General features: G+C 67.6%; 24 protein-coding genes and 1 tRNA gene. 10 read left to right on the top strand and 15 right to left on the bottom strand.

Annotated elements, in window-relative coordinates:
- Positions 1-81: 81 nt before the first annotated feature.
- Entirely contained in the window at positions 82-2,154 is a 2,073-nt protein-coding gene (flhA, locus tag AB4Y99_RS08645) for a flagellar biosynthesis protein FlhA (protein WP_441523021.1), read from the bottom strand.
- Between the two features lie 303 nt (positions 2,155-2,457).
- Between flhA and AB4Y99_RS08640 the strand changes: the two genes are divergently transcribed.
- From AB4Y99_RS08640 to AB4Y99_RS08630, 3 genes are all read left to right on the top strand, one after another.
- Positions 2,458-2,763, top strand: a complete 306-nt coding sequence (locus AB4Y99_RS08640) for a hypothetical protein (RefSeq protein WP_142021630.1) — start codon at positions 2,458-2,460, stop codon at positions 2,761-2,763.
- Between the two features lie 77 nt (positions 2,764-2,840).
- Positions 2,841-4,283 carry an MFS transporter gene (locus AB4Y99_RS08635; RefSeq protein ID WP_142021629.1) on the top strand — a complete coding sequence of 481 codons (1,443 nt, stop codon included), beginning with the start codon at positions 2,841-2,843 and terminating at the stop codon, positions 4,281-4,283.
- Between the two features lie 139 nt (positions 4,284-4,422).
- Positions 4,423-4,734: a hypothetical protein gene (locus tag AB4Y99_RS08630; RefSeq protein WP_185747929.1), complete on the top strand. Its 312-nt coding sequence runs from the start codon at positions 4,423-4,425 to the stop codon at positions 4,732-4,734.
- 15 nt (positions 4,735-4,749) lie between these two features.
- Here AB4Y99_RS08630 and flbD read toward each other — a convergent pair whose 3' ends face one another.
- The 8 genes from flbD to AB4Y99_RS08590 all read right to left on the bottom strand — a co-directional run bounded on the left by flbD (position 4,750) and on the right by AB4Y99_RS08590 (position 12,690).
- Entirely contained in the window at positions 4,750-6,120 is a 1,371-nt protein-coding gene (gene flbD, locus AB4Y99_RS08625; protein WP_038359340.1) for a sigma-54-dependent transcriptional regulator FlbD, read from the bottom strand.
- A gap of 44 nt (positions 6,121-6,164) precedes the next feature.
- Positions 6,165-6,515 (bottom strand): flagellar motor switch protein FliN, encoded by a 351-nt coding sequence (fliN, locus tag AB4Y99_RS08620; RefSeq protein ID WP_038359342.1) that lies wholly within the window; start codon positions 6,513-6,515, stop codon positions 6,165-6,167.
- Between the two features lie 11 nt (positions 6,516-6,526).
- Positions 6,527-7,126, bottom strand: coding sequence for a FliH/SctL family protein (locus AB4Y99_RS08615; RefSeq protein WP_162737784.1), 600 nt, complete (start codon positions 7,124-7,126; stop codon positions 6,527-6,529).
- A 1-nt stretch (position 7,127) separates the two neighbouring features.
- Positions 7,128-8,135, bottom strand: a complete 1,008-nt coding sequence (gene fliG, locus AB4Y99_RS08610) for a flagellar motor switch protein FliG (protein WP_248312718.1) — start codon at positions 8,133-8,135, stop codon at positions 7,128-7,130.
- A gap of 86 nt (positions 8,136-8,221) precedes the next feature.
- Positions 8,222-9,919, bottom strand: coding sequence for a flagellar basal-body MS-ring/collar protein FliF (gene fliF, locus AB4Y99_RS08605; protein WP_038359345.1), 1,698 nt, complete (start codon positions 9,917-9,919; stop codon positions 8,222-8,224).
- Between the two features lie 200 nt (positions 9,920-10,119).
- On the bottom strand, positions 10,120-10,395 hold the full coding sequence (sciP, locus tag AB4Y99_RS08600) for a CtrA inhibitor SciP (RefSeq protein WP_038359348.1): 276 nt from the start codon (positions 10,393-10,395) through the stop codon (positions 10,120-10,122).
- Between the two features lie 108 nt (positions 10,396-10,503).
- A complete protein-coding gene (locus AB4Y99_RS08595; RefSeq protein ID WP_441523019.1) occupies positions 10,504-11,169 on the bottom strand; it encodes a flagellar hook assembly protein FlgD in 666 nt (221 codons plus the stop codon).
- 15 nt (positions 11,170-11,184) lie between these two features.
- Positions 11,185-12,690, bottom strand: coding sequence for a flagellar hook-length control protein FliK (locus AB4Y99_RS08590; protein WP_441523018.1), 1,506 nt, complete (start codon positions 12,688-12,690; stop codon positions 11,185-11,187).
- 235 nt (positions 12,691-12,925) lie between these two features.
- Here AB4Y99_RS08590 and mnmA point away from each other — a divergent pair, with 235 nt between their 5' ends.
- The 6 genes from mnmA to AB4Y99_RS08560 all read left to right on the top strand — a co-directional run bounded on the left by mnmA (position 12,926) and on the right by AB4Y99_RS08560 (position 17,752).
- Complete coding sequence (gene mnmA / locus AB4Y99_RS08585) at positions 12,926-14,110, top strand: tRNA 2-thiouridine(34) synthase MnmA (RefSeq protein WP_441523017.1); 1,185 nt, start codon at positions 12,926-12,928, stop codon at positions 14,108-14,110.
- A 42-nt stretch (positions 14,111-14,152) separates the two neighbouring features.
- A complete protein-coding gene (locus tag AB4Y99_RS08580; RefSeq protein WP_441523016.1) occupies positions 14,153-14,794 on the top strand; it encodes a class I SAM-dependent methyltransferase in 642 nt (213 codons plus the stop codon).
- A gap of 105 nt (positions 14,795-14,899) precedes the next feature.
- Positions 14,900-14,976, top strand: a tRNA-Met gene (locus tag AB4Y99_RS08575).
- 351 nt (positions 14,977-15,327) lie between these two features.
- Positions 15,328-16,614, top strand: coding sequence for a flavin-containing monooxygenase (locus AB4Y99_RS08570; protein ID WP_441523020.1), 1,287 nt, complete (start codon positions 15,328-15,330; stop codon positions 16,612-16,614).
- A 42-nt stretch (positions 16,615-16,656) separates the two neighbouring features.
- Positions 16,657-17,073, top strand: coding sequence for a RidA family protein (locus AB4Y99_RS08565; protein ID WP_441523015.1), 417 nt, complete (start codon positions 16,657-16,659; stop codon positions 17,071-17,073).
- 4 nt (positions 17,074-17,077) lie between these two features.
- Complete coding sequence (locus tag AB4Y99_RS08560; RefSeq protein WP_133562757.1) at positions 17,078-17,752, top strand: DUF1028 domain-containing protein; 675 nt, start codon at positions 17,078-17,080, stop codon at positions 17,750-17,752.
- A gap of 30 nt (positions 17,753-17,782) precedes the next feature.
- On the opposite strand, the gene AB4Y99_RS08555 is transcribed toward AB4Y99_RS08560, so the two are convergent.
- From AB4Y99_RS08555 to AB4Y99_RS08530, 6 genes are read right to left on the bottom strand one after another with little or no spacing between them, the layout of a single operon-like run.
- Positions 17,783-18,736, bottom strand: coding sequence for a LysR family transcriptional regulator (locus AB4Y99_RS08555; protein ID WP_133562755.1), 954 nt, complete (start codon positions 18,734-18,736; stop codon positions 17,783-17,785).
- 48 nt (positions 18,737-18,784) lie between these two features.
- The gene (gene argE, locus AB4Y99_RS08550) at positions 18,785-19,933 is read right to left on the bottom strand and encodes an acetylornithine deacetylase (protein WP_441523014.1); all 1,149 of its coding nucleotides are present in this window, start codon (positions 19,931-19,933) and stop codon (positions 18,785-18,787) included.
- Positions 19,934-19,949: 16 nt separating this feature from the next.
- On the bottom strand, positions 19,950-20,648 hold the full coding sequence (locus AB4Y99_RS08545; protein ID WP_441523013.1) for an ABC transporter ATP-binding protein: 699 nt from the start codon (positions 20,646-20,648) through the stop codon (positions 19,950-19,952).
- On the bottom strand, positions 20,635-21,453 hold the full coding sequence (locus tag AB4Y99_RS08540) for an ABC transporter ATP-binding protein (RefSeq protein WP_441523012.1): 819 nt from the start codon (positions 21,451-21,453) through the stop codon (positions 20,635-20,637). The genes AB4Y99_RS08545 and AB4Y99_RS08540 overlap by 14 nt, the downstream gene beginning before the upstream one ends.
- Positions 21,454-21,455: 2 nt before the next feature.
- The gene (locus tag AB4Y99_RS08535) at positions 21,456-22,631 is read right to left on the bottom strand and encodes a branched-chain amino acid ABC transporter permease (RefSeq protein ID WP_038359370.1); all 1,176 of its coding nucleotides are present in this window, start codon (positions 22,629-22,631) and stop codon (positions 21,456-21,458) included.
- Positions 22,632-22,635: 4 nt separating this feature from the next.
- Entirely contained in the window at positions 22,636-23,553 is a 918-nt protein-coding gene (locus AB4Y99_RS08530; protein WP_142021619.1) for a branched-chain amino acid ABC transporter permease, read from the bottom strand.
- A gap of 292 nt (positions 23,554-23,845) precedes the next feature.
- Here AB4Y99_RS08530 and AB4Y99_RS08525 point away from each other — a divergent pair, with 292 nt between their 5' ends.
- A complete protein-coding gene (locus AB4Y99_RS08525; protein ID WP_142021618.1) occupies positions 23,846-24,982 on the top strand; it encodes a branched-chain amino acid ABC transporter substrate-binding protein in 1,137 nt (378 codons plus the stop codon).
- Positions 24,983-25,081 lie beyond the last annotated feature (99 nt).

Genomic DNA, 25,081 nt, shown 5'->3' with positions numbered 1-25,081 from the left:
GGCATTAGGGGGCCGTGGAAACGAGAGGTGCTGCGGCGCCGACCGCGCTTGCGAGGAGCGTCAGCGACGAAGCAATGACGGCTAGACGCTGCCGACCGTCTTCAACCGCGCGCGGGGATGAATCTCGCTCTGCGACAGTACGGGCGTCTCGCGGCGGAAGCGCTCGATGATCTGCCGGGCGAAGGGCCGCGCCATGCCGGAAGTGACGAGCGCCGGCATTTCGCCGATGCGCGCCGCGTCCTCGAACTTGTCGCGGACATGGCGGACGAACTCCTGCAGCCGCGAGGGTTGCATGGCGAGATGGCGGTCCTCGCCCTGGCCGATGATCGATTCGGCGAAGACGCTCTCCCAGGCCGGCGAGAGCGTGATGATCGGCAGCACGCCGTTGCCATCGGAGAACTGCGCGCAGATCTGGCGGGCGAGCCGGGCCCGGACATGCTCGGCGATGTCGCGCGGGTTCTTGATCCCGCCCGCGACCTCCGCGATGCCCTCGATGATGGTGCCGAGATCGCGGATCGAGATGCGCTCGGCCAGCAGCAATTGCAGCACGCGCTGGATGCCGGTGGTCGAGATCTGGTTCGGAACGATCTCCTTGATGAGATCGGCATGGTCCTTCGGCAATTCACGCAGCAGCTTCTGCACCTCGGCATGCGAGAGCAGCTCCGGCATGTTCGACTTCAGCACCTCGGTGASATGCGTCGAGATCACCGTCGCGGCGTCGACGACGGTATAGCCGCGCAGTTGCGCCTCATCCTGCAGCGCCGAGTCGATCCAGGTCGCCGGCAGGCCGAAGGTCGGCTCGAGCACATTGTGGCCGGGCAGGTTCACCGTGCCGCCCATCGGGTCCATCGCCATATACTGGCCGGCATAGACGATGCCATGGCCGGCATCGATCTCCTTGATCTTGATGTAGTAGTGGTTCGCCTCGAGCTGGACGTTGTCGACGATCCTGACCGCCGGCATGACGAAGCCGAGCTCCGCTGCGAGCTGGCGCCGCAGCGCCCGGACCTGATCGGTCAGGCGGTCCTGCCCGCCCGGCGCGTTGACCAGTGGCAGCAGCGCATAGCCGATCTCGATCTTGAGCTCGTCCATCTTGAGGAGGTCGTTCAGCGTCTCCTCGCGCGGCGTGCCGTCGGGCATCACCGCCCCGCTGGCCTGCGCCGCCTCCGCCTGCGCCGTCTCATCGGCGCGCTGCTTGGCGGCGCGGCCGAAATGGCGGGCCAGAAAAGCGGCGCCGCCCGCCAGCAGCAGGAAGGGCAGCATCGGGATGCCGGGCAGGACCGCGATCAGCAGCATCACAGCCGCCGACATGCCGAGCGCCTTCGGATAGCCCGAGAGCTGCTTGCCGAGCGCCTTGTCGGCCGCGCCGCGCACGCCCGCCTTCGAGACGAGCAGGCCGGCGGCGGTCGAGACGATCAGCGCCGGGATCTGGCTGACCAGTCCGTCACCCACCGTGAGCTGGGTGTAGTTGTGCGCCGCCTGGCCGAAGCTCAGCCCCTGCTGCGCCACGCCGATGATGAYGCCGCCGAGCACGTTGATGAAGGTGATGAGCAGGCCGGCGATGGYATCGCCGCGCACGAATTTCGAGGCGCCGTCCATCGAGCCGAAGAAGGAGGATTCGTCTTCGAGCGCGCGGCGCCGCAGCTTCGCCGTCTCCTGGTCGATCAGCCCGGCGGAGAGGTCGGCATCGATCGCCATCTGCTTGCCCGGCATCGCATCGAGCGAGAACCGTGCGGCGACCTCAGCGATACGGCCCGAACCCTTGGTGATGACGACGAAATTGACGATGATCAGGATGGTGAAGACGATCACCCCGATCACGAAATTGCCGCTCATCACGAAGCCGGCGAAGGCCTCGATGACATGCCCCGCCGCAGAGGTGCCTTCATGGCCATGGGCGAGAATGAGGCGCGTCGAGGCGAGGTTCAGCGCCAGCCGGAACATGGTGACGATGAGCAGCACCGTCGGGAAGGCCGAGAACTCCAGCGGCTCCTCGATGAAGAGCGCCGTCATCAGCACCAGCACCGACAGGATGATCGACAGCGCCAGCAACAGGTCGAGCAGGACCGCCGGCATCGGGAAGATGAGCACCACCAGGATGCCCATGACGCCGATCGCCAGGAACAAGTCCGGACGGTTGAACAGCTTTCCCATCGCGTTGCGATCGGGAAGGTTGAAGCCGCCTCCCTGACCTGCCGTCACATCGGTCATCGACCGCCCCGCCCTCTCGCCGGTCGTCATCCGCGTACGGACGCCGCGCGCTCCGGAGCGGAGCGCGACCCGGCAATTCTTGCCGGGTTCATGGTGAACGAATTGTTAAGACGCGAAAGAATTTCGGGCCGGAACCTTCCGATGAACGGATGGTTATCGAAAGGCCGCGTTGTGGCCGCATTCGCCGTTCCAACTCGCCGGCGGGCGGCAAGACCCTGCCAAATCCCAACGATATCGGAGGAAATCTTGAACAGACGATCCTTTCTGACGAGCCTTTTCGGTGGTCTCGCGGTTGCCGGCATCGGCGGTGCCGCCCTGGCGAAGAACCTGGTCGAAACGGCCCCGTCGCCTGTCGAACCTGCCGCCGGCGCCATAGACCCCGCTCTCAAGGCCGGCCTCGACGAGACCGACGCGGCCTTCACCCAGTATTATCACGGGCGGCCGCGCCATCACCGCCGCCCTCCTCCGCCCGTGCATCACCGGCGGCATCCGCCGATGCATCGCCGCCCGCGCCGCGTGGTCCGCCACGGCCGCGTCTACTACGTCCGCTGACAGCCTGAGGGGCGGCGCCGATCGGTGCCGCCCCTTCCCTTCGAGGCACACCGCCAGAACGATTGGAGGACGCCGGCATGACAGCGCCGGACAGAAGCCGGGAAGGCGTCATCGAAACCGACGTGCCGGCGCGGCTGGACCGCCTGCCCTGGTCGCGGTTCCACACCCTCGTCGTGGTCGCGCTCGGCATCACCTGGATTCTCGACGGGCTCGAGGTCACTCTCGCCGGCGCGGTGTCGGGAGCGCTGAAGGAAAGCCCGGTCCTCAAATTCACCAATACCGAGATCGGCATGGCGGGCGCCGCCTATATCGCCGGCGCCGTGCTGGGCGCCGTCTTCTTCGGCTGGCTCACCGATCGGCTGGGCCGCAAGAAGCTCTTCACCATCACGGTCCTGGTCTATCTCACGGCCACGGCCGCCACCGCGTTCTCCTGGAACCTGTGGAGCTTCCTCGCCTTCCGCTTCCTCACGGGGATGGGCATCGGCGGTGAATACACGGCGATCAATTCGACGATTCAGGAACTGATCCCCGCCCGCGTCCGTGGCTGGACCGATCTCGTCATCAACGGCTCCTTCTGGGTCGGCGCCGCGCTGGGCGCACTCGGCGCCATCGTGCTGCTCGACCCCGCCCATATCGAGCCCGAGCATGGCTGGCGGCTCGCCTTCTTCATCGGTGCCGTGCTCGGCCTCGTCATCCTGATCCTCAGGCAATGGATTCCCGAAAGCCCGCGCTGGCTGATCAGCCACGGCCACCATGAGCGCGCCGCCGCGATCGTGGCCGATATCGAGCGCCGCTCCGGCTTCATCTCGCCCGGCGGAGAAGTCCTGCCGCCGACCCGGCTGCGCCCGCGCGCCGCGACGCCGCTGCGCGAGGTCTTCCGCGCACTCTTCGTCCTGCATCGCGACAGGGCGCTGGTCGGCCTCGCGCTGATGGTCTCGCAGGCCTTCTTCTACAACGCGATCTTCTTCACCTACGCGCTGATCCTGACCGATTTCTATCATGTGCCGTCGCAGGCGGTCGGCTGGTTCATCCTGCCCTTCGCGGCTGGCAATTTCCTCGGTCCCCTGCTGATCGGACGCTTCTTCGACACCCGGGGCCGGCGCTTCATGATCGCCGCGACCTATGCGCTCTCAGGCCTGCTCCTGACCGGCACCGGCTATCTGTTCTGGCGCGACTGGCTCACAGCCTCCCATCTCACCCTGTGCTGGAGCGTCGTCTTCTTCTTCGCCTCGGCAGCGGCGAGCTCGGCCTATCTCACGGTGTCCGAGACCTTCCCGGTCGAGATGCGGGCGCTCGCTATCGCCGTGTTCTACGCGATCGGCACCGGCGTGGGCGGCATCGCCGGCCCCTGGCTCTTCGGCATCCTGATTGACACGGGCTCGCGCGGCAGCGTCTTCGGCGGCTATCTGCTCGGTGCGGCGCTGATGCTCGCCGCGGCAGTCATCTCGGCGCGCTTCGCGGTGCGGGCCGAGCGCCAGCCGCTCGAAAGCGTCGCGCGGCCTCTTAACGCGGTGGATTGAGCTTTCCCATCGGCAATAACCATGCGGGCCGAAAAGACGTCAGAGGGAACAAATCATCATTTAAATGCATTACTCCCCACCTGCATTCCGCCCTTATGAATGCAGGGGGAGATGTGGTGAAGACAGTCTGGAGGCCGTCGTGGACAGACGCTCATTCCTGATGACATTGGTCGGGGGCTTCGCCGCCGCCGGCCTTGGCGGGATCGCCGCCGCCGAAGCCGCGCAACCGGCTCGGATATTGCCGCCGGAAGGCGCGCCGCTCAAGGACGCCGAAGCCGTCCCGGCGGAGACGAAGGAGGCGCTGGACAAGACCGACGCCGAATTCAGCCAGTACTACTACTACCGCCGGCCGCGCTATCGCTACTATCGGCGGCCCTATTATCGGCCGCGCTACTACTACCGGCCGCGCTATTATGCCCGCCCGCGCTACTATTATCGCCGGCGCTGGTAGGAACCGCTCTCCGGGTCAGGCCGCGCTGATGCGGGTCTGACCCGGCTCCGCCACAGGGATGCCGGAGGCGGTGTATTCGCCGAGCTTGTTGCGCAGCGTGCGGATCGAGATCCCGAGGATCTTGGCTGCATGCGTCCGGTTGCCCAGGCAATGGTCGAGCGTGTCGAGGATGAGCTCCCGCTCGACATCGGCGACGGTGTGGCCGACCAGGGAACGCGTCATCGCCTCCGCCGTCTGCGCGGCCCGGCCCGCGGCATCCCGCGAAACCGTGGCGGCAGGCCCGAGCGCCTCGCCTTCGGGCGTCAGGACAGCCGAGGCCGTGATCTCCGGCCCGCTCGCCAGCAGCACCGCGCGATGCATGGTGTTTTCCAGCTCGCGAACATTGCCCCGCCAGGCATTGGCCAGCAGCAGCTTGCGCGCGTCAGTCGCGATCGGCCGGGCCGGCAAGCCGTTCACCTCGGCGTATTTCTTTCCGAAATGCTCGGCGAGCGCCAGGATGTCGCCCGGCCGCTCGCGCAGCGCCGGCAGGCGCAGATGCACGACATTGAGCCGGTAGAACAGGTCCTCGCGGAAAGAGCCTTCGCGCACCGCATCCCCCAGATTGCGGTTCGAGGTCGCGATGATGCGGATATCGACCTTGACCGGCTGGGCGCCGCCGACGCGGTCGATCATCCGCTCCTGCAGGGCGCGCAGCAGCTTCGCCTGCAGACGGACATCCATCTCCGAGATCTCGTCGAGCAAGAGCGTGCCGCCATTGGCCTCCTCGAACTTGCCGACGCGGCGGGCGATGGCGCCGGTGAAAGCGCCCTTCTCGTGGCCGAACAATTCGGATTCGAGCAGATTGTCGGGAATCGCCGCGCAGTTCACCGCGACGAAGGGCCTGTCCTTGCGGGCCGATTTCTGGTGCAGATGGCGCGCGATCACCTCCTTGCCGGTGCCGCTCTCGCCGGTGACGAGCACGGGCGCCTCCGAGCGCGCGATCTGCGAGGCGAGCTGGACGACGCGCTCCATCGCCGGGTCGCGCCAGATCAGGCTGGTCTGATCGGCCGCCACGGCCTCCAGCACGGCCGCGATCAGCTCCGGATCCGGCGGCAGCGGCACGTATTCGCGCGCGCCGGCCTGGATCGCGGCGACCGCCGCGCGGGCATCGGTCGAGGTGCCGCAGGCGATGATGGGCGTACGGATGCGCTCCGCTTCCAGCGCCGCCACATAGGCCGCGATCGGCTGCACCACGTCGATCATCAGCAGATCGGCGCCCTTGGCGCGCAGCACCGCGAGCGTCTGGTCGAGCCCTTCGGTGTGGGTCACAGCCGCACCGTGCGACATCGCGATCTTGGCCGCGGCGATGATCTGTCCCTTGAGACCGCCGGCAATGATGAGGCGCATGGCTCAGGTCCTTTTGCTTGCTGTTCGTGAAGGCGGCCGCACGTTCACCGGTCCGCCTTGATGATTTCGGTCATGGTCACGCCGAGCCGCTCCTCCACGACGACGACCTCGCCGCGCGCCACCAGGCGCTCGTTGACGAAGATGTCGATCGCCTCGCCGACCCGTCGGTCGAGCTCCAGCACGGTGCCGGGCACGATCTGGAGGAGATCGCCGACCGCCACCTTCGAGGAGCCGAGCACGGCCGAAACCGTGACCGGCACGTCGAAGACCTGTTCCAGATCCTCCGCCGTCTTGACCGGCACCGGGCCCGAACGCGCAACCGAGGTATCGTTCTGATCGAACGACAGATCAGCCTGGTTGAGGGGCGGCAGATTGAGATCGTTCTGCTGGCTCATGGCTCAAACCTTCACTGCCCGGGACGGCTGCCACCGGGGAAAACACTGGCGACCGCCTGCTCGATCAGCGCCGAGAGCTGTTCGCCATCCATCACGAAGCCGCCTTCGGCCCATTCGATCCGCCCGTCGCCGGGGCGGATATCGGCTTCGCCCAGCACGATCAGGCGCCCGGCAAAGCCGTGCTCCCGCGTCATCCGCTTGACAAGCTCCTCCGCCGCCTCGACCGACGCCTCGGGGACCCGCAGGACGAGATGCGGCGCCTGGCGCGCATGGACGATGCATTCGCGCACGGCCTGCTCCAGCGCCGCCATCGGCTTCTCGGCCAGGGCCGCGCCGGCGAGCGCCTTCGCCGCAGCGAGAGCGACCTGCGCCGCCTGCTCCTCGATGGTGGCCATGCGCGCCGCCTCCAGCGCGAAGAGCCGCTCGGCAGAGCGCGCGAGCTGCCCCGCAAACCCGCTGAGCTGGCCCTCGGCCTCGTTGCGGCCCTGCTCAAGGCCGGCGTGGAACCCCTCGGCCCGGGCCGCGCCGAGATCGGCCTCGCTGGCGGCCTTGCGGCTGCCCTCGCGGAAGTCGGTCCCGAACATGAATTTCGTCGCGGTCGCCTTTGCCATCTCAGTACACCAACTCGTCTTCGGCATTGCCCTTCGACAGCACGATCTCGCCCTTGTCGGCGAGGTCCTTGGTCAACGTCACCAGCTTGGTCTGGGCCTCGTCGACCTCCTTGAGGCGCAAGGGACCCAGCCCTTCCATATCGTCCTGCATGTTCTTGGCGGCGCGCTGGGACATGGCGCCGAAGAAGAAGTCGCGCATCGGCTGGCTGGCGCCCTTGAGCGCGCGCGCCAGGACATCCTTGTCGACCTGCCGCATCAGCGTCTGCAACCCGGCGGGGTCGAGCTTGGCCAGATCCTCGAAGGTGAACATCAGGGCGCGGATGCGCTCGGCCGCTTCCTGGTTGGAGGCGTCGAGCGCGGACAGGAAGCGGATTTCCGTCTGCCGGTCGAAGCCGTTGAAGATCTCGGCCATCATCTCGTGCGGGTCGCGCCGGCGCGTCTGGGTCAAGGTCGAGACGAATTCGGTGCGCAGCGTGTTCTCGATATGGTCGAGCGCTTCCTTCTGCACGGATTCGAGCCGCAGCATCCGGCCGACCACCTCGATCGAGAGATCGCCGGGCAGGTTGCGCAGCACATTGGCGGCATGCTCCGGCCGGATCTTGGACAGGATCACCGCGATGGTCTGCGGGTATTCGTTCTTGAGGAAGTTCGCGAGCACGACGGCGTCGATATTGCCGAGCTTCTGCCACATGTTGCGGCCGGCCGGCCCGCGGATCTCCTCCATGATCAGGGCGACCTGATCGCTCGGCAGGATCTTCTCGAGCAGCGAGATGGTGCGGTCGAAGGAGCCGGTGACGGCGCCGGCGCTGGAGAGCTTGCCGACGAAGTCCAGCATCAGCCGCTCGACCTCGTCGGCATCGACGGTGCCGAGCTCGGCCATGGCGCGGGTGATGATGCGGATCTCGTCGTCGTCGAATTCCTGCCAGATCGTCTTGCCGTGCTCCTCGCCGAGAACGAGCAGGATCACGGCGGCGCGCTGCGGCCCGGTCATCTGGGCGATCGTCATCATGCCGAAGCCGCCGCCCTCGATGGCGTCGGGAAGGCCGGTGCTGCGCGTCGCGAGGGAGCGTGTGTCTGCCATGGTTCAGCGGCCCGTCATGCCGGTGCTCGCTCATGGATCCAGCTCCGCAGCACCGCGACCGAATCGGCCGGGTTCTGGGAGACGAGCGCGCCGATCTTCTCGACCGACTGCGCCTTGAGCTGGCCCTTGACCTGGGCGATGGCGAGCATGCGCTCCGAGGGCATCTCGACCTCGGACGAAACGAGCTCGCCATTCGGACCGACCGTGGCCACGGCACGGCCGGGCACCGCCGGATCACCGGTGGGCTCGCCATCCGGCCCGACCAGCGTCCCGTTGCGCATGAAGCTCGGGATCGGCCGCACGCCGACGCTGTTGTCGGACGCAAGCACCTGCTTCAGCAGGGGACGCACGACGGTCATCAGAACGATCAGCGTGAGCAGCGAGATGACGCCGAGCTCGGCGAAGCGGACGAGGTCCTCGCGGCTGAACGACAGGAGCTGCTGCATCAGCGTCGGCTCGGTCAGGTCACCCGGAGCCTGCGGCGCCTCGGCGAAGCGCAGATTGACGACCTCGACCTTGTCGCCGCGATTCTGGTCGAAGCCGACGGCGGTGCGCACCAGCTCGCTGATCCGGTCGAGCTCCTCGTTGCCGCGCGGCTGATAGGCCATCTCGCCGTTCTGGCCGCGGTTGTAGTTGCCGTCGACGAGCACGGCGACGGAGAGCTTCTTGATGCGCCCGCCCTCCTGCAGCTCGGTGCGGGTCGTCTTCGAGATCTCGTAATTCACCACCTCCTCGTTCTTCGAAGAGGAATCGCGCTGGTTCTGCTGCGCGCCGTTCGTCTGCTGCGCGCCGGGGAGTTCGTTGCCGACGGTGACGGTGCCGTTGCCGCCCTCGGCCGTCGCCGAAGCCTCGGTGCGGTTCTGGCTGGAGCGGACGACGCGGCTTTCCGGATCGAAGCTCTCGGAACGGCTCTCGACCCGGTTCGCATCGAGCGTGGCCGAGACCTGCACCCGCGCCCGGCCGGAGCCGACCACGCCAGCGACGATATCCTCGACCTGCGACTTGATGCGCTTCTCGATCGCGGTCTGGCGCTCGTCGAGGCCGAGCCCCAGAATGCTCTGCTCGTCCCGAGCGCCGTCGGCCAGCAGCCGGCCGCGCTCATCGACGATCGAGACGCGCTCCGGCTTCAGCCCGTCCACGGCGGAGGCGACGAGATGGCGGACCGCCCGGACCTGGGCGGCATCGAGATCGCCGGCGAGCTTGAGCGCGATCGAGGCGCGCGGCGGCTCGCGGTCACGCTCGAACAGGCGCCGCTCGGGAATGACGAGATGCACGCGCGCCGCCTGCACCCGGCTGATCGAGCGGATGGTGCGCGACAGCTCGCCCTCCAGCGCGCGCAGATGGTTGATGTTCTGCACGAAACTGGTGGAGGAGAAGGCGTCGCCCTTGTCGAAGATCTCGTAGCCGACGCCGCCGCCGGCCGGGATGCCCTTGCCGGCGAGGTCGAGCCGCAGGCGCGGCACGTCGTCCTTGGGCACCAGCACCGTCTGCCCGTCGCCGCGCAATTCGTATTTGATCCCGCGCGCGTCGAGATCCTTGAGGATCGCGCTCGTGTCCTGGCTGGAGAGATCGGAGAACAGCACGCTCATCGCCGGCTGCGACATCTTGAGCATGACGAAGCCGAAGAAGCCGACGAGCACGAGCGTGACGGCCAGCATCGCCGCCAGACGCGCCGCACCGAATTTCGCAAACTGCTCGATAAGCCCGCTCACGCCGCCATCCGTTCCACAAAGCCGCGGGGGCTGCGCGATTTGCGCCGCCCACTAGGCAAGTTTTTCCCAGCGCATGGTTAGCGGGCGGTTAATTTTTGCCCCCATCCCATTAATCATTTGACGAGCCGGGGCCGGCGCAGACGAAAAAGGCGCCGGTCCGGAGACCGACGCCCTGAAAAACGGGGGAGGATGCCGCCGGCTTACTGGCGGTAGTGCTGGATGCGGGTCGTGCGCAGACCGGCGAGCCCATGCTGGTCGATCGACATCTGCCAGCTCAGGAACTCGTCGACCGTCAGAGTGTAACGCTGGCAGGCTTCCTCGAGGCTGAGCAGGCCGCCGCGAACCGCCGCGACCACCTCCGCCTTGCGCCGGATGACCCAGCGCCTTGTATTCATCGGCGGGAGATCCGCGATCGTCAGCGGACTTCCGTCCGGTCCGATCACGTATTTAACCCGCGGTCGCAATGGCTCGGTCATGGTACACTCACACAACTCAACAGAGCTACTGAAGGCGAGCCTAACCTTCCGGTTTTAAGATTTACCTAAAACGATCGCGCGGGATGTCCGCGTCTGATTCGCGTCACCTCATTYGGACCGGGTGACGCTCTTCACCTTGTCGAGCGGCACGCTGATGGAGCCGATCTTGAGGCTTGGAATCGAGGTGGTGAAATCGACGCCGTCGACCACGCCGCTGATCTGCGTCTTCACCGTCAGGCTTTGCCCGGCGACGCTCGTGCCCTGGATGCTGACGGTATAGGCGCCGTCCGGCGCCTTCGTGCCGATCGAGGTCGTCCCGTCCCAGCCCAGGCTCTGGTCGCCGGCCGCGAGGCTGCGGGTCATCGTCTGCACGACGCTGCCGTTCGAATCCTTGATCGTGATCGTGGCCTGGCCGGCGGCTGAGGAATTGACCTTCCAGGACGCGTTGCCGTCCTTCAGGAGAGCGGTCGCTCCGTCCGCCGTGATGTTGGAGCCGACGAAGCTGACCGCATTCGTCGCCGTGCCGGCCGCGCTGAGGCTCAGCAGCGAGCCCAGCGTATCGTTGGTCTTGAGCTGCTGCTCGACGCCGGCGAACTGCACGAGCTGCGCGGTGAACTGGTTGGTGTCCATCGGGTCGAGCGGCGACTGGTTCTTGAGCTGCGTCGTCAGCAGCAGCAGAAACTGGTCGAAATTGCCCGCGATCGAACTGCTGCTCGAGGAGCTGCTCGACGTATTCGAAGAGCCGGAGGATCCATTCACACCTGAAACGGCCATGTTGTCTGTCCTCGCTCAGATGCTGAGATCGACGCCGCCGAGCCGCACGAGGCGGCGCTGCGGCACGGGTGTCGTGGGAAGAACGGCATCGTCGCCGGCCTCGGCAAGGGAAGGCTGGCGCGAACGCTGCGGCGCCTCCTCCTGCTGGCGATGCTGCCGGAAGGCGGATTGGTCGGACGGATCGCGCAGGCTGATATCGATTCCGCTATCGGAGGGCTTGAGCCCTGCCTGCTCGAAGGCCCGCTCCAGCGTGCGCGCATCGCGCTGCAGCAGATGCAGGGTCTCGACGCGGTCGACGACGAGGCGGGCGCTGACCTCGCCCTTGTCGGAAATGGAGAGATTGACGTCGACGCGCCCGAGCTCGTCGGGATCGAGCCGGATATCGAATTGCCGGGCGCCCGAAAGCGCGCGCAGGCCGATCTCGATCGGCACGACATGCAGGGGCGTCGCCGGGAGCGCGGCCTGGCCTGCTCCGGACGGCAGGGCGGGGTTCGGCGTGGCAGCAGCCTGGTCGAGCGGCGACAGGGAGTGGACCGTCCCGGTCCCCCCCACCGCCTGCTGGACCAGCGCGGTAAGGTCGATCGGCGCCAGCGCCTGCTGCACGGCTTCGGCCGGCTTGGCTTCGCCGGCGACGACGGCAGCGCCCTGGGCAGGAAGCCCTTGCGCGGCATCCGCCTTCGCACCGCCAGCAGCCGCATCGGCATCGGCGGGCTTGTGGGCCTGCCCGGCATGCAGCGAGGTCTCGCCGGGCGTCGCAGGCGTGGCTCCGGTCAGCGCGGCGCCGAAAGCCGGCTTGCCCGCGGCCCCATCGGGGCTGCCGGCCTGGGCCGTAAGGGCGCGTTCGGCCTGAAGCTGTGCCTTCGCGACAGGGCCCGTTCCGACCGGAACGGCTCCGCCTTTCGCAGCCGCGGCTTCGTCCGGCTTCTCACCGTCAGCCGTAGCCGCAGGCAAGGACAGCGACAGGACTGCCGCGACCGGCTGCGGGACAGGCTTTTGATCCACCAGCGCAGTCGCCGCTCCGCCGGAAACCTTGTCGCTGGCGTCCTTGTCCGCAGACGCCGCCTCCGCGCCTTCAGCTTTCTTGTCCTTGTTCTCGCCGGCCTTCTTGCCGCCCTTCTCTCCGGCTTCCGCCGTTCCGGTGGCCTTGCCCTCGATCTCGCCCTCCGGCGAGGCGCCCTGCCCCTGCGCGGCGGCAAGGAGCTCGGCCAGCGTGCCGATGAAGGAATCCGGCTGGACGGGCGGAGAGCGCGTCGGTGTCGCCGCGTCGGCAGATTCCGGGGCCTTGCCGGGCTTGCCGGCCGTCGCCTCCGCCGCGGCCTTCGCGTCCTGCGGCTGAGTTGCAGCCCGCGTGCCGTCGACAGCCGCACCCTTCTTCGGCTCCGGCGAGCCCGACGAAGCGTCGGCTGTCTCCGGCAGGGAGAAGCCCTCGCCGCTTCCGGCAGCGCCGGCCTCGGCAGGACGGCGGCGCGGCGCCGGCGTCTCCTTGGCGGGCGAGGTGTTGAACACGGTTTCGACGGGCATGAACGGTTCCGCAACGCGGGCAAAGGGCACCCGCTTGCGGTCAGCAAGTTGCGCGCCAGAGGCGGCTTCCTATATTTCAATGGCTTAGCCCGTCACGTCCTGCGTTTCCGGCGGCAGAATCCGCCTTCGCCCTTCATCGAGCCGGCAGGATTTGCCGATCGCGCTGGCCGCAGGCGGCCAAAGCCGATATAGAACCGCCAATCGCGCGAAACGCGCTCCTGAACCTCGATCCCGAATGACCACGGCCCTCAACTCCCTCGATATCGCCAAGCCGCCCTCGGCCACGCGCGTGGTCGCGGCGATGTCGGGCGGCGTGGATTCCTCGGTCGTGGCCGCGTTGCTGAAGCGTGAGGGCTATGACGTGGTCGGCGTCACGCTGCAGCTTTACGATCACGGCGCGGCCGTCCATCGGGCGGGCGCCTGCTGCGCCGGCCAGGATATCCATGATGCCCGCCGCGTCGCCGAGACCATCGGCATCCCGCACTATGTGCTGGATTACGAGAGCCGCTTCCGCGACGCGGTGATCGAGCGCTTCGCCGAGAGCTATCTCGCCGGCGAGACGCCGATCCCCTGCGTCGAGTGCAACCGGACCGTGAAGTTCCGCGACCTGCTCGATCTGGCGAAGGAACTCGGCGCCGATGCGCTGGCGACCGGCCATTACGTCGTCAGCCGCGATCTCGGCGACGGCCATCGCGGCCTGTTCCGCGCCGCCGACATGAATCGCGACCAGAGCTATTTCCTCTACGCCACCACGCAGGAGCAGCTCGACCTGCTGCGCTTCCCGCTGGGCGGCATCGACAAGGCGCAGACCCGCGCGCTCGCCGCCGAGCTCGGCCTCGCCATAGCCGACAAGCCCGACAGCCAGGACATCTGCTTCGTCCCGAACGGCCGCTACGCCGATGTGATCGAGCGGCTGAAGCCCGGCGCCGCCCGCCCCGGCGAGATCGTCCATCTCGACGGGCGCGTGCTCGGCCAGCATGACGGCGTGCTCCACTACACCGTCGGCCAGCGCAAGGGCTTGCGGCTCAGCGCCGCCGAGCCGCTTTACGTCCTGCGGCTCGATGCCGATGACGCCCGCGTCATCGTCGGTCCGCGCGAGGCGCTGAGCGTGCGCGAGGTCCGCCTGCGTGATCTCAACTGGCTCGGCGGCATGGCGMTCGCCGCTCTTCCGGCTGAAGGGCTCGACGTTGCCGTGCGCGTCCGCTCGACGCGTGCGCCGCGCGAGGCGCGGCTCTTCCGCGACGACGAGGGGCTGCGCATCGAGCTCGCCGCCGATGAGGAAGGCGTCTCGCCCGGCCAGGCCTGCGTCATCTATACCGATGCCGGCCCCGKAGCGCAGGTGCTCGGCGGCGGCACGATCCTGCGCCGGCCGCTCGCCATGCCCGCCTCGCCCTCCCCGGCGGCGCTCGCCTTGTCCTGACGCAGCGGTCGCGTCGCTCACCTTGCCTGTTCGGAATCGTCGATGCCGGTGACAGACCACCTCGAAACCCAGAAGCGCGCCTATGCCACCTGGGCCAAGTTCTACGACAAGATCTATCAGCGCATGCTGTCCCGGCCGCAGCGCGAGGCCGTGGCGGCGGCTTGCGCCTGCGGACCCGAGATTCTCGAGATCGGCGTCGGCACCGGGCTGACGCTGCCCTATTTCACGACGGAATCCCGCGTCGTCGGGGCTGACCTCTCGCTCGACATGCTGAAGGTCGCGAGCCGCAAGGTCGCTTCCGGCGGCCTTGGCCATGTTCGCGGCCTGACCGTGATGGATGCCTGCCGGCTCGGCTTCGAGGCGGAGCGCTTCGACGCGGTGACGGCGCAATTCGTGATCACGCTCGTCCCTGATCCCGAGCAGGCGCTGGCCGAGATGGACCGTGTGCTGAAGCCGGGTGGCGAGATCGTCATCTCGAGCCGCCTCGTCGACGATGGTGGCGCGCTCGCGCCCTTCTGGGCGGCCGTGGCGCCGCTGGCCCGGGCGATCGGCTGGAGCAGCGACTTCAAGGTCAGCCGCCTGACGGATTGGGCGGCGCGGACCGGGCGCTACGACACGGTCCATATCGGCCGCGGCTATTTCAAGGTCGTGCGGCTGCGCAAGCGCGCCTCGCTCCCGGCCTGATCCGGCTCGCGCGGGATAATCCCGGACGAGGCTTGACGAGGGCCGCCCCCGCCCCCTATACCGCGCCCCTGTGACGGGTCGCCGACGGCGACGGCCGGAACATGTGGCGGGGTAGCTCAGCTGGTTAGAGCAGCGGAATCATAATCCGCGTGTCGGGGGTTCAAGTCCCTCTCCCGCTACCACCTTCCCCCTCAAGCTTTGCGCGCTGGGAAGTGGTCGCCGCCGACGAGCTTCGTCAGGTGGCCTTTCGATAGACATCTCTGGATCCTTCCCGGCCTCGGCCGAATGATCCGTCGCTGTCGCGATCAGGTCGCGCGGGCGGTTTCGACTCTTCTCCGTAAAGCTCGCATGAGCGCCGGCCGAGCCATCCTTCTTCCCTGAGCGCTTCGCCGCGCCCCGGCGATCCGACCGTTTCAGCGCTTCCTAAGCACTGCCGCAAGATTTCGTATTTTTCCGGGCTCGGGCCGCCCTCTAGACCAATGCCGTAGCGCGCCTCCTCGCGCGGAAGCTTTCGAGATCGGCAAGGGCGGATGATGTCAGTTGAGAAGGTCGATACGCTCGTCATCGGCGCCGGCCAGGCGGGGCTCGCCATGAGCGAGCATCTGGGCCGATGCGGCGTGCCCCATCTCGTCCTGGAGCGCCAGCGTATCGCCGAGCGCTGGCGTTCGGAGCGTTGGGATTCCCTCGTCGCCAACGGACCGGCCTGGCACGATCGCTTCCCCGGCATGACCTTCGCCGATGTCGAAGGCAGCGTCGGCCCGGACGATTTCCCCGGCAAGGAAACGGTCGCCGATTATTTCGTCGCCTATGCGAAGAAGATCGCGGCGCCGATCCGCTGCGGCGTCGAGGTTCTGAAGGTCGAACGCAATGCCGGCCGTTCCGGCTTTCGCGTCGAGACCTCGGACGGCGTGATCGAGGCCGAGCGCGTCGTCGCCGCGACCGGCCCCTTCCAGACGCCGGTGATTCCTGCGGTCGTGCCGGCCGGGACCGACATCCTGCAGATGCATTCCACCGGCTATCGCAATCCCGCCCAGTTGCCGGAAGGTGCCGTTCTGGTCGTGGGCTCCGGCTCCTCCGGCGCGCAGATCGCCGAAGAGCTGATGCAGGCGGGGCGGCGCGTCTATCTCTCGGTCGGCCCGCATGACCGACCGCCGCGGGCCTATCGCGGGCGGGACTTCTGCTGGTGGCTGGGCGTGCTCGGCAAATGGGACGCCGCGGCGCGCGAGCCTGGCAAGGAACATGTCACCATCGCCGTCAGCGGCGCGCAGGGCGGCCACACCATCGACTTCCGCCGCCTCGCCGCGCAGGGCATGGTCCTGGTCGGGCGCACGGAATCCTGCGCGGACGGCGTCATCCGCTTCGCTCCCGATCTCGTCGCGAACCTGCGGGCGGGCGACGAGAACCACGACGCTCTGCTCGACGAGGCGGACGCCTATGTCGCCCGCAACGGCCTCGATCTTCCCGAGGAGCCGCAGGCGCGCGTCAGGGTTCCGGATGCCCCTTGCATCGCCCGGCCGATCCTGTCGCTCGATCTCGCGGACGCCGGCATCGGCACGATCATCTGGGCGACGGGCTTCCTCGCCGATTATGGCTGGATGCGGGTCGACGCGTTCGACGAGAGCGGCAAGCCCAGGCACCAGCGTGGCGTCTCCTCCGAGCCCGGCATCTACTTCCTCGGCCTGCCCTGGCAGTCGCGGCGCGGCTCCAGCTTCATCTGGGGGGTCTGGCACGATGCGAAATACGTCGCCGACCAGATCGTGATCCAACGGCAGTACATGGCCTATCACGAGGCCGCCCGGCGCGAGTTCGAACCGGCCTGACCGCTACGACCAACGAAACACAGAGTTCCGACGGAGGCCGACATGGCACATACCCGCATCCGCAAGTTCAACACCAGGGACACCTATCCCGAGCAGAACCTCGACAACGACCTCGCCCAGGCGGTCGTCACCCAGGGCGGCAAGATCGTCTGGCTGCGCGGCCAGTGCCCGCAGAACCTCGACGATGCCAAGAACATCGACAGCCACGACCCGGTCGAACAGACCCATAAGGTCATGCAGAACATCAGGCAGCTGATCGAGGAGGCCGGCGGCTCGATGGAGCATCTGGTCAAGGTCGTGGTCTACATCACCGATGTCCGCCATCGCGAGGCGGTCTACCGCACCATGGGCGAGTACATCAAAGGCGTGCATCCGGTCTCGACCGGGCTCGTGGTGCAGGCGCTCGCCCGGCCGGAATGGCTCGTCGAGATCGACGGCACCGCCGTGATCCCGGAGTGATCGCATGACCTTCTCGCTGGTCGCCCGCTGCGCCCGCACCGGCATGTTCGGGGTCGCGATCTCCTCCTCCTCGCCGGCGGTCGCGGCGCGCTGCGCCTATGCGCGCGCCGGTGTCGGGGCCGTGGCCTCGCAGAACGTCACCGACCCGACGCTGGGCCCGCTGGCGCTCGACCTGATGGAAGGCGGCATGCGCGCCACGGACGCCATCGCCGAAGTCCGCAGGCGCGGGAAATTCATCGAATACCGGCAGGTGCTGGCGGTCGACCGCGACGGCGAGACGGCGATCCACTCCGGCCCGAACTCGCTGGGCATCTGGACGCAGGCGCAGGCCCGTGACGTCGCCTCCGGCGGCAACCTTCTCGCCAATGACGGCGTGCCGCAGGCGATCGTCGACGGTTTCCTCGCCTCCACCGGCCATCTCGGCGACAGGCTGATCGCCGCGATGCGGGCGGGCCTTGCCGCCGGTGGCGAGGCAGGGCCGGTCCATTCGGCGGGGATGAAGATCGTCGACAAGGTCAGCTGGCCGGTCGCCGATCTGCGCTGCGACTGGACGGAAGATTGCCCGATCGAGGCGGTGGCGACGGCCTGGGAGGTCTACAAGCCGCAGCTCGACGCCTATATCCAGCGCGCGCTCGATCCGCGGCAGGCGCCGTCCTACGGCGTTCCCGGAGACGAATGAGCGCCCAGACATCGCCTGGCTTCAGTTAGGTCAAGGCTCAATACGCGGCCGGTCGGTCATCACCGGCGCGATCATGCCGGGGATGTAGGCGCGCGAGATGCACGCTTCGCAATGCGTCTGAAAGGCCTCGATCAGCTTGGACTTGGCGAGCGCCGCCAGCGTCGCCACGCCGATGGTCATCGGGCGGTGCTGACCGGCGAGCCGGACCGAGACCAGCCTGCGCCCGTCGAGCGACTGATCCGAGCGCGGCCGGACGTTGAACAGCGAATAGCCGACGCCATTGGCGACCAGGGCCCGCACCAGATCGGGATGGGCCGAGCGTGCCACGATCGTCGGCACCACGTCGGCCGTCATGAACAAGGCGAGAAAATATTCGCGGCTCAGCGGGAGGTCGAGCAGCACGAGCGGCTGGTCCGCGAGTTCCGCGAGGGTGACAGCGCTCTGGCGCGCCAGGGGATGCGTATCCGCCACGATGATATGCGGCGGCAGGCTGACCAGCGGCGCAAAGGCGATGTCGTCGGGCAATTGCAGATCATAGGTCAGTGCCACATCGACCTCGGAGCGACGCAGCCCCCTCAGCAGATCCTCCTGATTGCCCTCGACATAGCGGATCGTGGTCTCGGGGAAAGCCGCGACGAAACTGTTGCTCAGCTCCGGCACCAGCATCGGCGCCAGCGTCACCATGCAGCCCAGAGAGAGCGTGCCGCGCACGGTCCCGGTCGTTTCCGAGGCGACGGTGTAGAGGCTCTCGGCCTGGGCCACGACCCGCTTCGCCTCGCTCAACAGCGCGCGGCCGACCGGTGTCAGCGACAGGCCCTGGGCATGATGGCGGATGAAGAGCTGCGCGTTCAGCTCCCGCTCCAGATGCGAGATCGCGGTCGAGATCGAGGGCTGCGAGATATGGATCATCTCGGAGGCGACGGTGATGCTGCCCGTCTCGCCGGCCGCGATGAAATATTCGAGTTGGCGCAGGGAGAACCGCATCGCGACAGCATAAAGCACGGGAGAAGCTGGCCCGCAAAGCGGAGCACCTCAGGCCGCGATCCGCCCGAGCAGCCGGTCCATCATCCGGTCGCAGGCGGCGAGCTGGTCGAGCGCGATGAACTCGTCGGCCTTGTGCCCCTGCTCCATCGAACCCGGCCCGCAGACCAGCACGGGAATGCCGAGACGCTGCGAGAACAACCCGCCCTCCGTGCCGAAAGCGACCTTGCGCAGTGCGCTCTCATCGAGGATCCCGCGCAGGAAGGCGACCGCCTCGGAGGATGCCGGCGTCGCCAGCCCGGGATAGTCGTTCAGCCGCTCGAAGCCGATATCGGCCTGCGGAAAGCGTGCCCGCTGCGCAGCGACGAGGGTGGCCGTCTCGTCCATCAGCCGGGTCAGGATCGCCTCGGGATCGTCCTCGGCGACGTTGCGGATCTCGAAATCGACCGTGCAGCGCTCCGGCACGATGTTGAGCGCGGTCCCGCCCTCGATGCGCCCGGCATGCAGCGTCGTGTAGGGGATGTCGTAATCGCCGTCACGCGGGCCGTCCCGCTCGATCTCGCCTTGCAGCCCGCGCAGCGCGCCGACGAAGTCGCAGGCGAGATGGATCGCGTTCAGCGCGTTGGGCGCCAGGGCGGAGTGCCCGGTGACGCCGCAGCAGGTCGCCCGCGCCGCGAGCTTGCCCTTATGTCCGGTCGCGATCGCCATCGAAGTAGGCTCGCCGATGATCGCGAGCTTCGGCCGCAACGGGCGCGTCGCCAGCCGGTCGATCAGCGAGCGGACGCCGACGCAGCCGATCTCCTCGTCATGGCTGAAGGCGAGATGGAGTGGGGTCTCGAGCGTCCGCGTCGCAGCGCGCGCGGCGAGCGCCAGCGCCGAGGCGACGAAGCCCTTCATGTCGGCCGCGCCGCGCCCATAGGCGTGCCCGTCCGCAACCCGCAGCCGGAACGGGTCGTGGCTCCAGTTCTGCCCCTCGACCGGCACGACGTCGGTGTGGCCCGACAGCATGACGCCCGGCCGATCCTTCGGGCCGATGGTGGCGAAGAGATTGGCCTTGCGCCCATCTTCGGCCTCGACGATCTCGCTCTCGATGCCGTGCCCGGCGAGGAAGCCGCGCACGAAATCGATCAGCGGCCGGTTCGGATCGCGGCTGACCGTGGCGAAACCCACCAGCCTGTCGAGGATCGCCAGCGTGTCCATGACCATCCCGTCCGGTTCAAAGATAGAGATGTCGGACGGCGTCGCTTCCGAGCAGTTCGGCGGCGCTGCCCGCCGCCACGACCCGCCCCTTGGTGAGCAGGATGCCGCGATGGGCGATGGAGAGCGCCATCTCGGCGTTCTGCTCGATCAGCAGCACGGTCGTGCCGCCGCGGTTCACCGCCGCGACCGTGTCGAAATACTCGTCGATCAGCTTCGGCGACAAGCCCAGCGAGGGCTCGTCCATGATCACGAATTTCGGCTTGCCGACGAGCGCGCGCGCCAGCGCCACCATCGCCTGCTCGCCACCCGAGAGCGTGCCGGCGCGTTGCCGAATGCGGTCCCGCACCCGCGGGAACAGCTCCAGCATCTCCTCCAGCCGCTCCTCGAAGCCGGCCTGGTGCCCCTGCGCCTCGTAGCCGAGGCGGATGTTGTCACGGACGGAAATGTCGCCGAACAGGCGCCGCCCCTCCGGCACGAAGCCGACGCCGAGCGCGCTGAGCGCTTCCGTGCGCGAGCCCTTGAGATCCTGCCCCATGATCGCGATGCGGCCGCGCGCCAGCGGCAGCAGCGCCGAGATGGCCCGGAAGATCGTGGTCTTGCCGGCGCCGTTGGGCCCGAGGATGCAGACCAGCTCGCCCGGCTCGACATTGAGCGAGACGTCCCGCAGCATCGCCACGACGCCATAATTGGTGTCGACGTTCTCAAGCCTGAGCATGCTGCGCTCCCTTCCGGCCGAGATAGGCTTCCTGCACGCGCGGGATCAGGCGGACCTCCTCATAGGTGCCCTCGGCGAGCTTCTGCCCGTAATCGAGGACGAGCACCCGCTGCGGCAGCGACGCGATCAGGCGCATGTCGTGCTCGATGATCATGAGGGCGAGCTCCGGCCGCTCGGCGCAGACCGAGCGGATATCGTCCATCAGCGCGTCGGTGTCGGAATCGTCCATGCCCGAGGATGGCTCGTCGAGCAGCAGCACCTTGGGCTCGCTGGCCAACGCGCGCGCGATCTCGAGACGCCTGCGGTCGGCCTGCGGCAGTTCCCCGGCGGGCCGGTGGCGCTGGGCGTGGAGCTCGCGGGAGACCGCCTTGAGCAGGCGCTCGGCCAGCTCCGCCGCCGCATCGAGTTCGGCCTCGGCCTTTCGGCGGTTGAAGATGGCCTCGAAGATCCCGGTCTTCATATGGGTGTGGCGGCCGATGATGACATTGTCGAGCACCGAGAGGTCGGCGAACAGCCGGCTCGACTGGAACGTCCGCGCGATGCCCTTGGCGACGATGCGATGGGCCGGCTGCCCGTTGAGCAGCTCGCCCTCCAGCCTGACCTCGCCTGAGGACGGAACGTACAGCCCGGTGATGATGTTGAGCAGGGTCGACTTGCCGGCCCCGTTCGGGCCGATGATGCCCAGCACCTCGCCCTTGCGCAGCGAGAAGTCGACCTCGGCCATGGCGACCAGGCCGCCGAAGCGCATGGTCAGATCCTTGCCCTCGAGCAGGGCCCGGCTTTCTGGAGTGACTGGCGCGTTCATTGTCAGCCTCCGTAGCGGCGCAGGCGCTGCGGGAAGATTCCCTGCGGGCGGATCATCAGGAAGGCGATCACGGTGATGCCGAAGAACAGGATGCGGTAGTCCGAGAAGGCGCGCAGCTTCTCGGGCAGCAACGTCAGCAGAAACGCGCCGACGATCACGCCCAGCGTGTTGTCCATCCCACCGGCGATGACCATCGTCATGATCGTCACGGAGACCAGGAAGGTGAAGTTGTCGGGCGAGATGAAGCCGACATAGAAGGCGTAGATCGTGCCCGCGAAACCGGCGAGGAACGCGTCCACCGCGAAGGCCAGCACCTTGTACCAGGTCGCGTTGATGCCCTGGCAGCGGGCCGCGAGTTCGTCGGCCCTGAGCGCGTTCCAGGCCAGGCCGATCCGCGAATGGTGCAGGCGCCCGGCGAACAGGATCGAGACGCCGACGAGCAGCGCCGAGAGATAGTAGAAATTCGCCTGCGACGGCAGCGAATGCCCGAAGATGACCAGCGGCGAGGCAAAGGAGTGGCCGAAGAGCTCCGGTGCCGGAATGCCGACCAGCCCGTTGGGACCGCCGGTGAATTCCAGATTGTTGAGGAGCTGGTGGACGACGACGCCGAAGGCGATCGTGACCAGCGCCAGATAGCTGTCGCGCGTGCGCATCGAGGGAATGCCGAGCAGGAAGCCGAAGATGGTCGCGACCACCGCCGAGGCCGGCAAGGCGAGCCAGAAGCTGACGTCCCAGTTCAGAGCAAGCAGCGCCGAAGCATAGGCGCCGATGCCGTAGGAAGCGCCGGTGGCGAAGTTCGGGATGTTGGCGCTGCCGAGCTGGAAGTTCAGCGCCAGCGCCAGCACCGCGTAGAGCTGCGCGATGATCAGGAGGTGCAGCGCATAGCTGCTGTTCTGCAGCACGAAGGGAAAGGCGAGCACGATCGCCGTGCCGAACAGCATCGCGAAACGCCGGTTGGCGCCGAAGGCCTGTTCGATATTGGCCTCGATCACCGGCAGGCGCTGCATCGCGACCAGCGCACCGGCGAACAGGGCGAGCAGGCCGACCACCGCGCGCCAGTCGTCGACCAGCAGGAACTGGCGCAGGAAGGCCGCGCCGGCGATCTCCGTCAGAGCGACCAAAGCGAGGCCGCCGGCGGTGCCGAGCGTCGCGCGGGCGGGAATTGTCATGTCCGTCATCGGCTCAGACCTTCTCGACGACGGTGCGGCCGAAGAGGCCGGCCGGCCGGAACACCAGCACGCCGATCACCAGCAGAAAGACGAAGACGAGGCGATAGGCCGCGCCGTTCGGAACCACCGCCTGCACCAGCGTGTCGAGCCCGGCGATCACCAGGCTGCCGATGATGGCGCCGGGCATCGAGCCCAGCCCGCCGACCACCGCGGCCGAGAAGCCGATGAGGCCGACATCCACGCTGAAGTCGAACCGCACGATGCCGGCATAGCCCGCAAAGAACAGGCCGCCGATGGCGCCGACCGCCGAAGCGATGAAGAAGGTGATCCGGAAGATCCGGCCCGGCGCGATCGAGAGCAGGCGGGCGGCGTCGCGGTCCTGCGAAACGGCCTTGATGTGCAGGCCGAGCCGCGTACTGCCGAGCAGGTAGAAAAGCCCGGAAACGCAAAGCCCCGAGACCGCGATCGCGACGAGGTTGAAGGCCGGGACCGTCACCCCGAGCATGTCGACGCTGCCCTGGACGAGGCGCGGCACCGCATGCGGGTTGGAGCCGTTGGGGAAAAGATGGCGGATCAGCTCGCGCAGCACGATGCCGAGCGCAACCGTCGCGACCAGCGCCATCATCGCAGGCGCATTGCGGAAACGCTGGATGACGAGCAAATCGAGCAGGACGCCGAGCAGCCCGGTGAGCGCGATTGCGAGGGCGACCGCCAGCAGCATGACGCCGGGCGAGGCCGCGGCCCCGATCGCGGTCGCGAAGGTCTGCACCAGCGCCAACGCCAGGAAGGGCGCCATCAGCGCCACGTCGCCATGGGAGAAATGGATGATGTTCAGCACCCCGAAGAGCAGGCTGAAGCCGACCGCGATCAGGGCATAGATCGAGCCGAGCGTGATCCAGTTCAGGATCTGTTGCAGGAGCTGCTCGGTCATTCCGGTCCCTCTCTTTGTCTTGGCGGCCATGTCGTGGCCGCTTCCTGGGCTGTGCACCAGCCCGCAAGCGGACAGGAGTCGTAATTTCGGAATCTCTGCTTTGCTTGTCTTGAGGCAGGGTACCGGACCTGCTCGCGCCCCGTCCGGCCAGCTACTTAGGCAAAGCTAGGCCGGGGCTTCCAAATATCCGATTTGCTTCCCCTTTCGGGAAGGACGGATTGTCCGCCGAGGCATCCTAGGCCCGCCTGCCCGGCTGGCCGCGGGAGCTCCAAAATCCGTCCTGGAGGGGATCATGAATTTCAAGTTCGGCGCCGGAAACGGCTCTTTTTCGGCATTGCTGCGCGTATCGGTCGTCAGCACGGCGGTCGTGGTCGGGGCCATGGCCGCCTCGGCCCAGGAGACCGTCAAGATCGGCTTCATCGGCCCGCTCAGCGGCGGCAATGCGCAGCAGGGTCTCTCGGCCCGCAACGGTTTCCAACTCGCCATCGACCAGGCGAACAAGGCCGGCCTGCCCTTCAAGCTCGAGGCCGTGGTCCTCGACGATGCCGCCAACCCGCAGACCGGCGTCGCCGCGGCGCTGAAGCTCACCAACGATCCGCAGGTGCTGGCCGCCACGGGCCACTGGAACAGCGGCGTCGCGCTGGCCACGATCCCCGTCTTCCAGCGCGCCGGCGTGCCGTTCGTCGTCTGGGGCGCGATCTCGCCCAAGATCACCGAGCGCAACAACCCGATGGTTTCGCGCGTCGTGACGACGCTGGTCAACACCAACGAGCCCCTGGCCAAATGGGCGGTCGAGAGCGTCGGCAAGAAGATCGCCATCGTCTCCGACACCTCCGATTACGGCGTCGCCAACACCCAGAACTTCGAAAAGTTCTACAAGGCCGCCGGCGGCACCATCCTGGCCGCCGAGGCCGCCCCGGTCGGAACCACGGACTTTCGCGCGCTGCTGACCAAGATCAAGGCCGGCGCGCCGGATGCGATCTATTTCGGCGGCGTCGTCACCGAAGCCGGCCTGGTGCGCCAGCAGATGGTCGAACTCGGCATGACCGTGCCGATGATCGGCGTCGACGGCTTCCATGACGCCGACTTCATCAAGATCGCCGGCCCGGCTGCCGAAGGCACCGTCTCCGGCATCGTCAAGGAAAAGGGCAATCCGCAGCTCGAGAAGCTGACCAAGGATTACCAGGCCGCGAACTTCGCCGAACCGGCGACGACCTACACCAAAAATGCCTTCGACGCCGCCAACATCATCGTCGCGGCGATCAAGAAGGCCGGCACCAAGGACAAGGCCGCCATCGCCAAGGCGATCCGCGAGACCCAGTACGACGGCGCCATGGGCCATACCAGCTTCGACGAGAACGGCCAAACCAAGCTGCCGGTCGAACTCGAGCTTCGCACGGTCAAGAACGGCGCCTGGACGACACGCTGACGCCGATGTCCGGCCGCGCTTTGGCGGCCGCTTTCTCCAGGCAATGGGCTCGCGCAAAGCGCGGGCCCATTTTTCTTTGCGACGTTCCTGGCCTTCTCT

The sequence above is a fragment of the Allobosea sp. TAB14 genome, assembly GCF_052113865.1.
GTDB classification, from domain to species: domain Bacteria; phylum Pseudomonadota; class Alphaproteobacteria; order Rhizobiales; family Beijerinckiaceae; genus Allobosea; species Allobosea spartocytisi.
Note: the sequence above shows the minus strand (reverse complement) of the source record. Positions and strands in the feature narration are given on the sequence as shown.

Excerpts from the sequence above, each read along its gene's own strand:
- AB4Y99_RS08635 (WP_142021629.1), top strand. The coding sequence starts at position 2,841 with ATGACAGCGCCGGACAGAAGCCGGGAAGGCGTCATCGAAACCGACGTG.
- flbD (WP_038359340.1), bottom strand. The coding sequence starts at position 6,120 with ATGCGCCTCATCATTGCCGGCGGTCTCAAGGGACAGATCATCGCCGCG.
- fliN (WP_038359342.1), bottom strand. The coding sequence starts at position 6,515 with ATGAGCCAGCAGAACGATCTCAATCTGCCGCCCCTCAACCAGGCTGAT.
- AB4Y99_RS08615 (WP_162737784.1), bottom strand. The coding sequence starts at position 7,126 with ATGGCAAAGGCGACCGCGACGAAATTCATGTTCGGGACCGACTTCCGC.
- fliG (WP_248312718.1), bottom strand. The coding sequence starts at position 8,135 with ATGATGACGATCGCCCAGATGACCGGGCCGCAGCGCGCCGCCGTGATC.
- sciP (WP_038359348.1), bottom strand. The coding sequence starts at position 10,395 with ATGACCGAGCCATTGCGACCGCGGGTTAAATACGTGATCGGACCGGAC.
- AB4Y99_RS08590 (WP_441523018.1), bottom strand. The coding sequence starts at position 12,690 with ATGCCCGTCGAAACCGTGTTCAACACCTCGCCCGCCAAGGAGACGCCG.
- AB4Y99_RS08580 (WP_441523016.1), top strand. The coding sequence starts at position 14,153 with ATGCCGGTGACAGACCACCTCGAAACCCAGAAGCGCGCCTATGCCACC.
- AB4Y99_RS08570 (WP_441523020.1), top strand. The coding sequence starts at position 15,328 with ATGTCAGTTGAGAAGGTCGATACGCTCGTCATCGGCGCCGGCCAGGCG.
- AB4Y99_RS08565 (WP_441523015.1), top strand. The coding sequence starts at position 16,657 with ATGGCACATACCCGCATCCGCAAGTTCAACACCAGGGACACCTATCCC.
- AB4Y99_RS08560 (WP_133562757.1), top strand. The coding sequence starts at position 17,078 with ATGACCTTCTCGCTGGTCGCCCGCTGCGCCCGCACCGGCATGTTCGGG.
- AB4Y99_RS08555 (WP_133562755.1), bottom strand. The coding sequence starts at position 18,736 with ATGCGGTTCTCCCTGCGCCAACTCGAATATTTCATCGCGGCCGGCGAG.
- argE (WP_441523014.1), bottom strand. The coding sequence starts at position 19,933 with ATGGACACGCTGGCGATCCTCGACAGGCTGGTGGGTTTCGCCACGGTC.
- AB4Y99_RS08545 (WP_441523013.1), bottom strand. The coding sequence starts at position 20,648 with ATGCTCAGGCTTGAGAACGTCGACACCAATTATGGCGTCGTGGCGATG.
- AB4Y99_RS08540 (WP_441523012.1), bottom strand. The coding sequence starts at position 21,453 with ATGAACGCGCCAGTCACTCCAGAAAGCCGGGCCCTGCTCGAGGGCAAG.
- AB4Y99_RS08535 (WP_038359370.1), bottom strand. The coding sequence starts at position 22,631 with ATGACGGACATGACAATTCCCGCCCGCGCGACGCTCGGCACCGCCGGC.
- AB4Y99_RS08530 (WP_142021619.1), bottom strand. The coding sequence starts at position 23,553 with ATGACCGAGCAGCTCCTGCAACAGATCCTGAACTGGATCACGCTCGGC.
- AB4Y99_RS08525 (WP_142021618.1), top strand. The coding sequence starts at position 23,846 with ATGAATTTCAAGTTCGGCGCCGGAAACGGCTCTTTTTCGGCATTGCTG.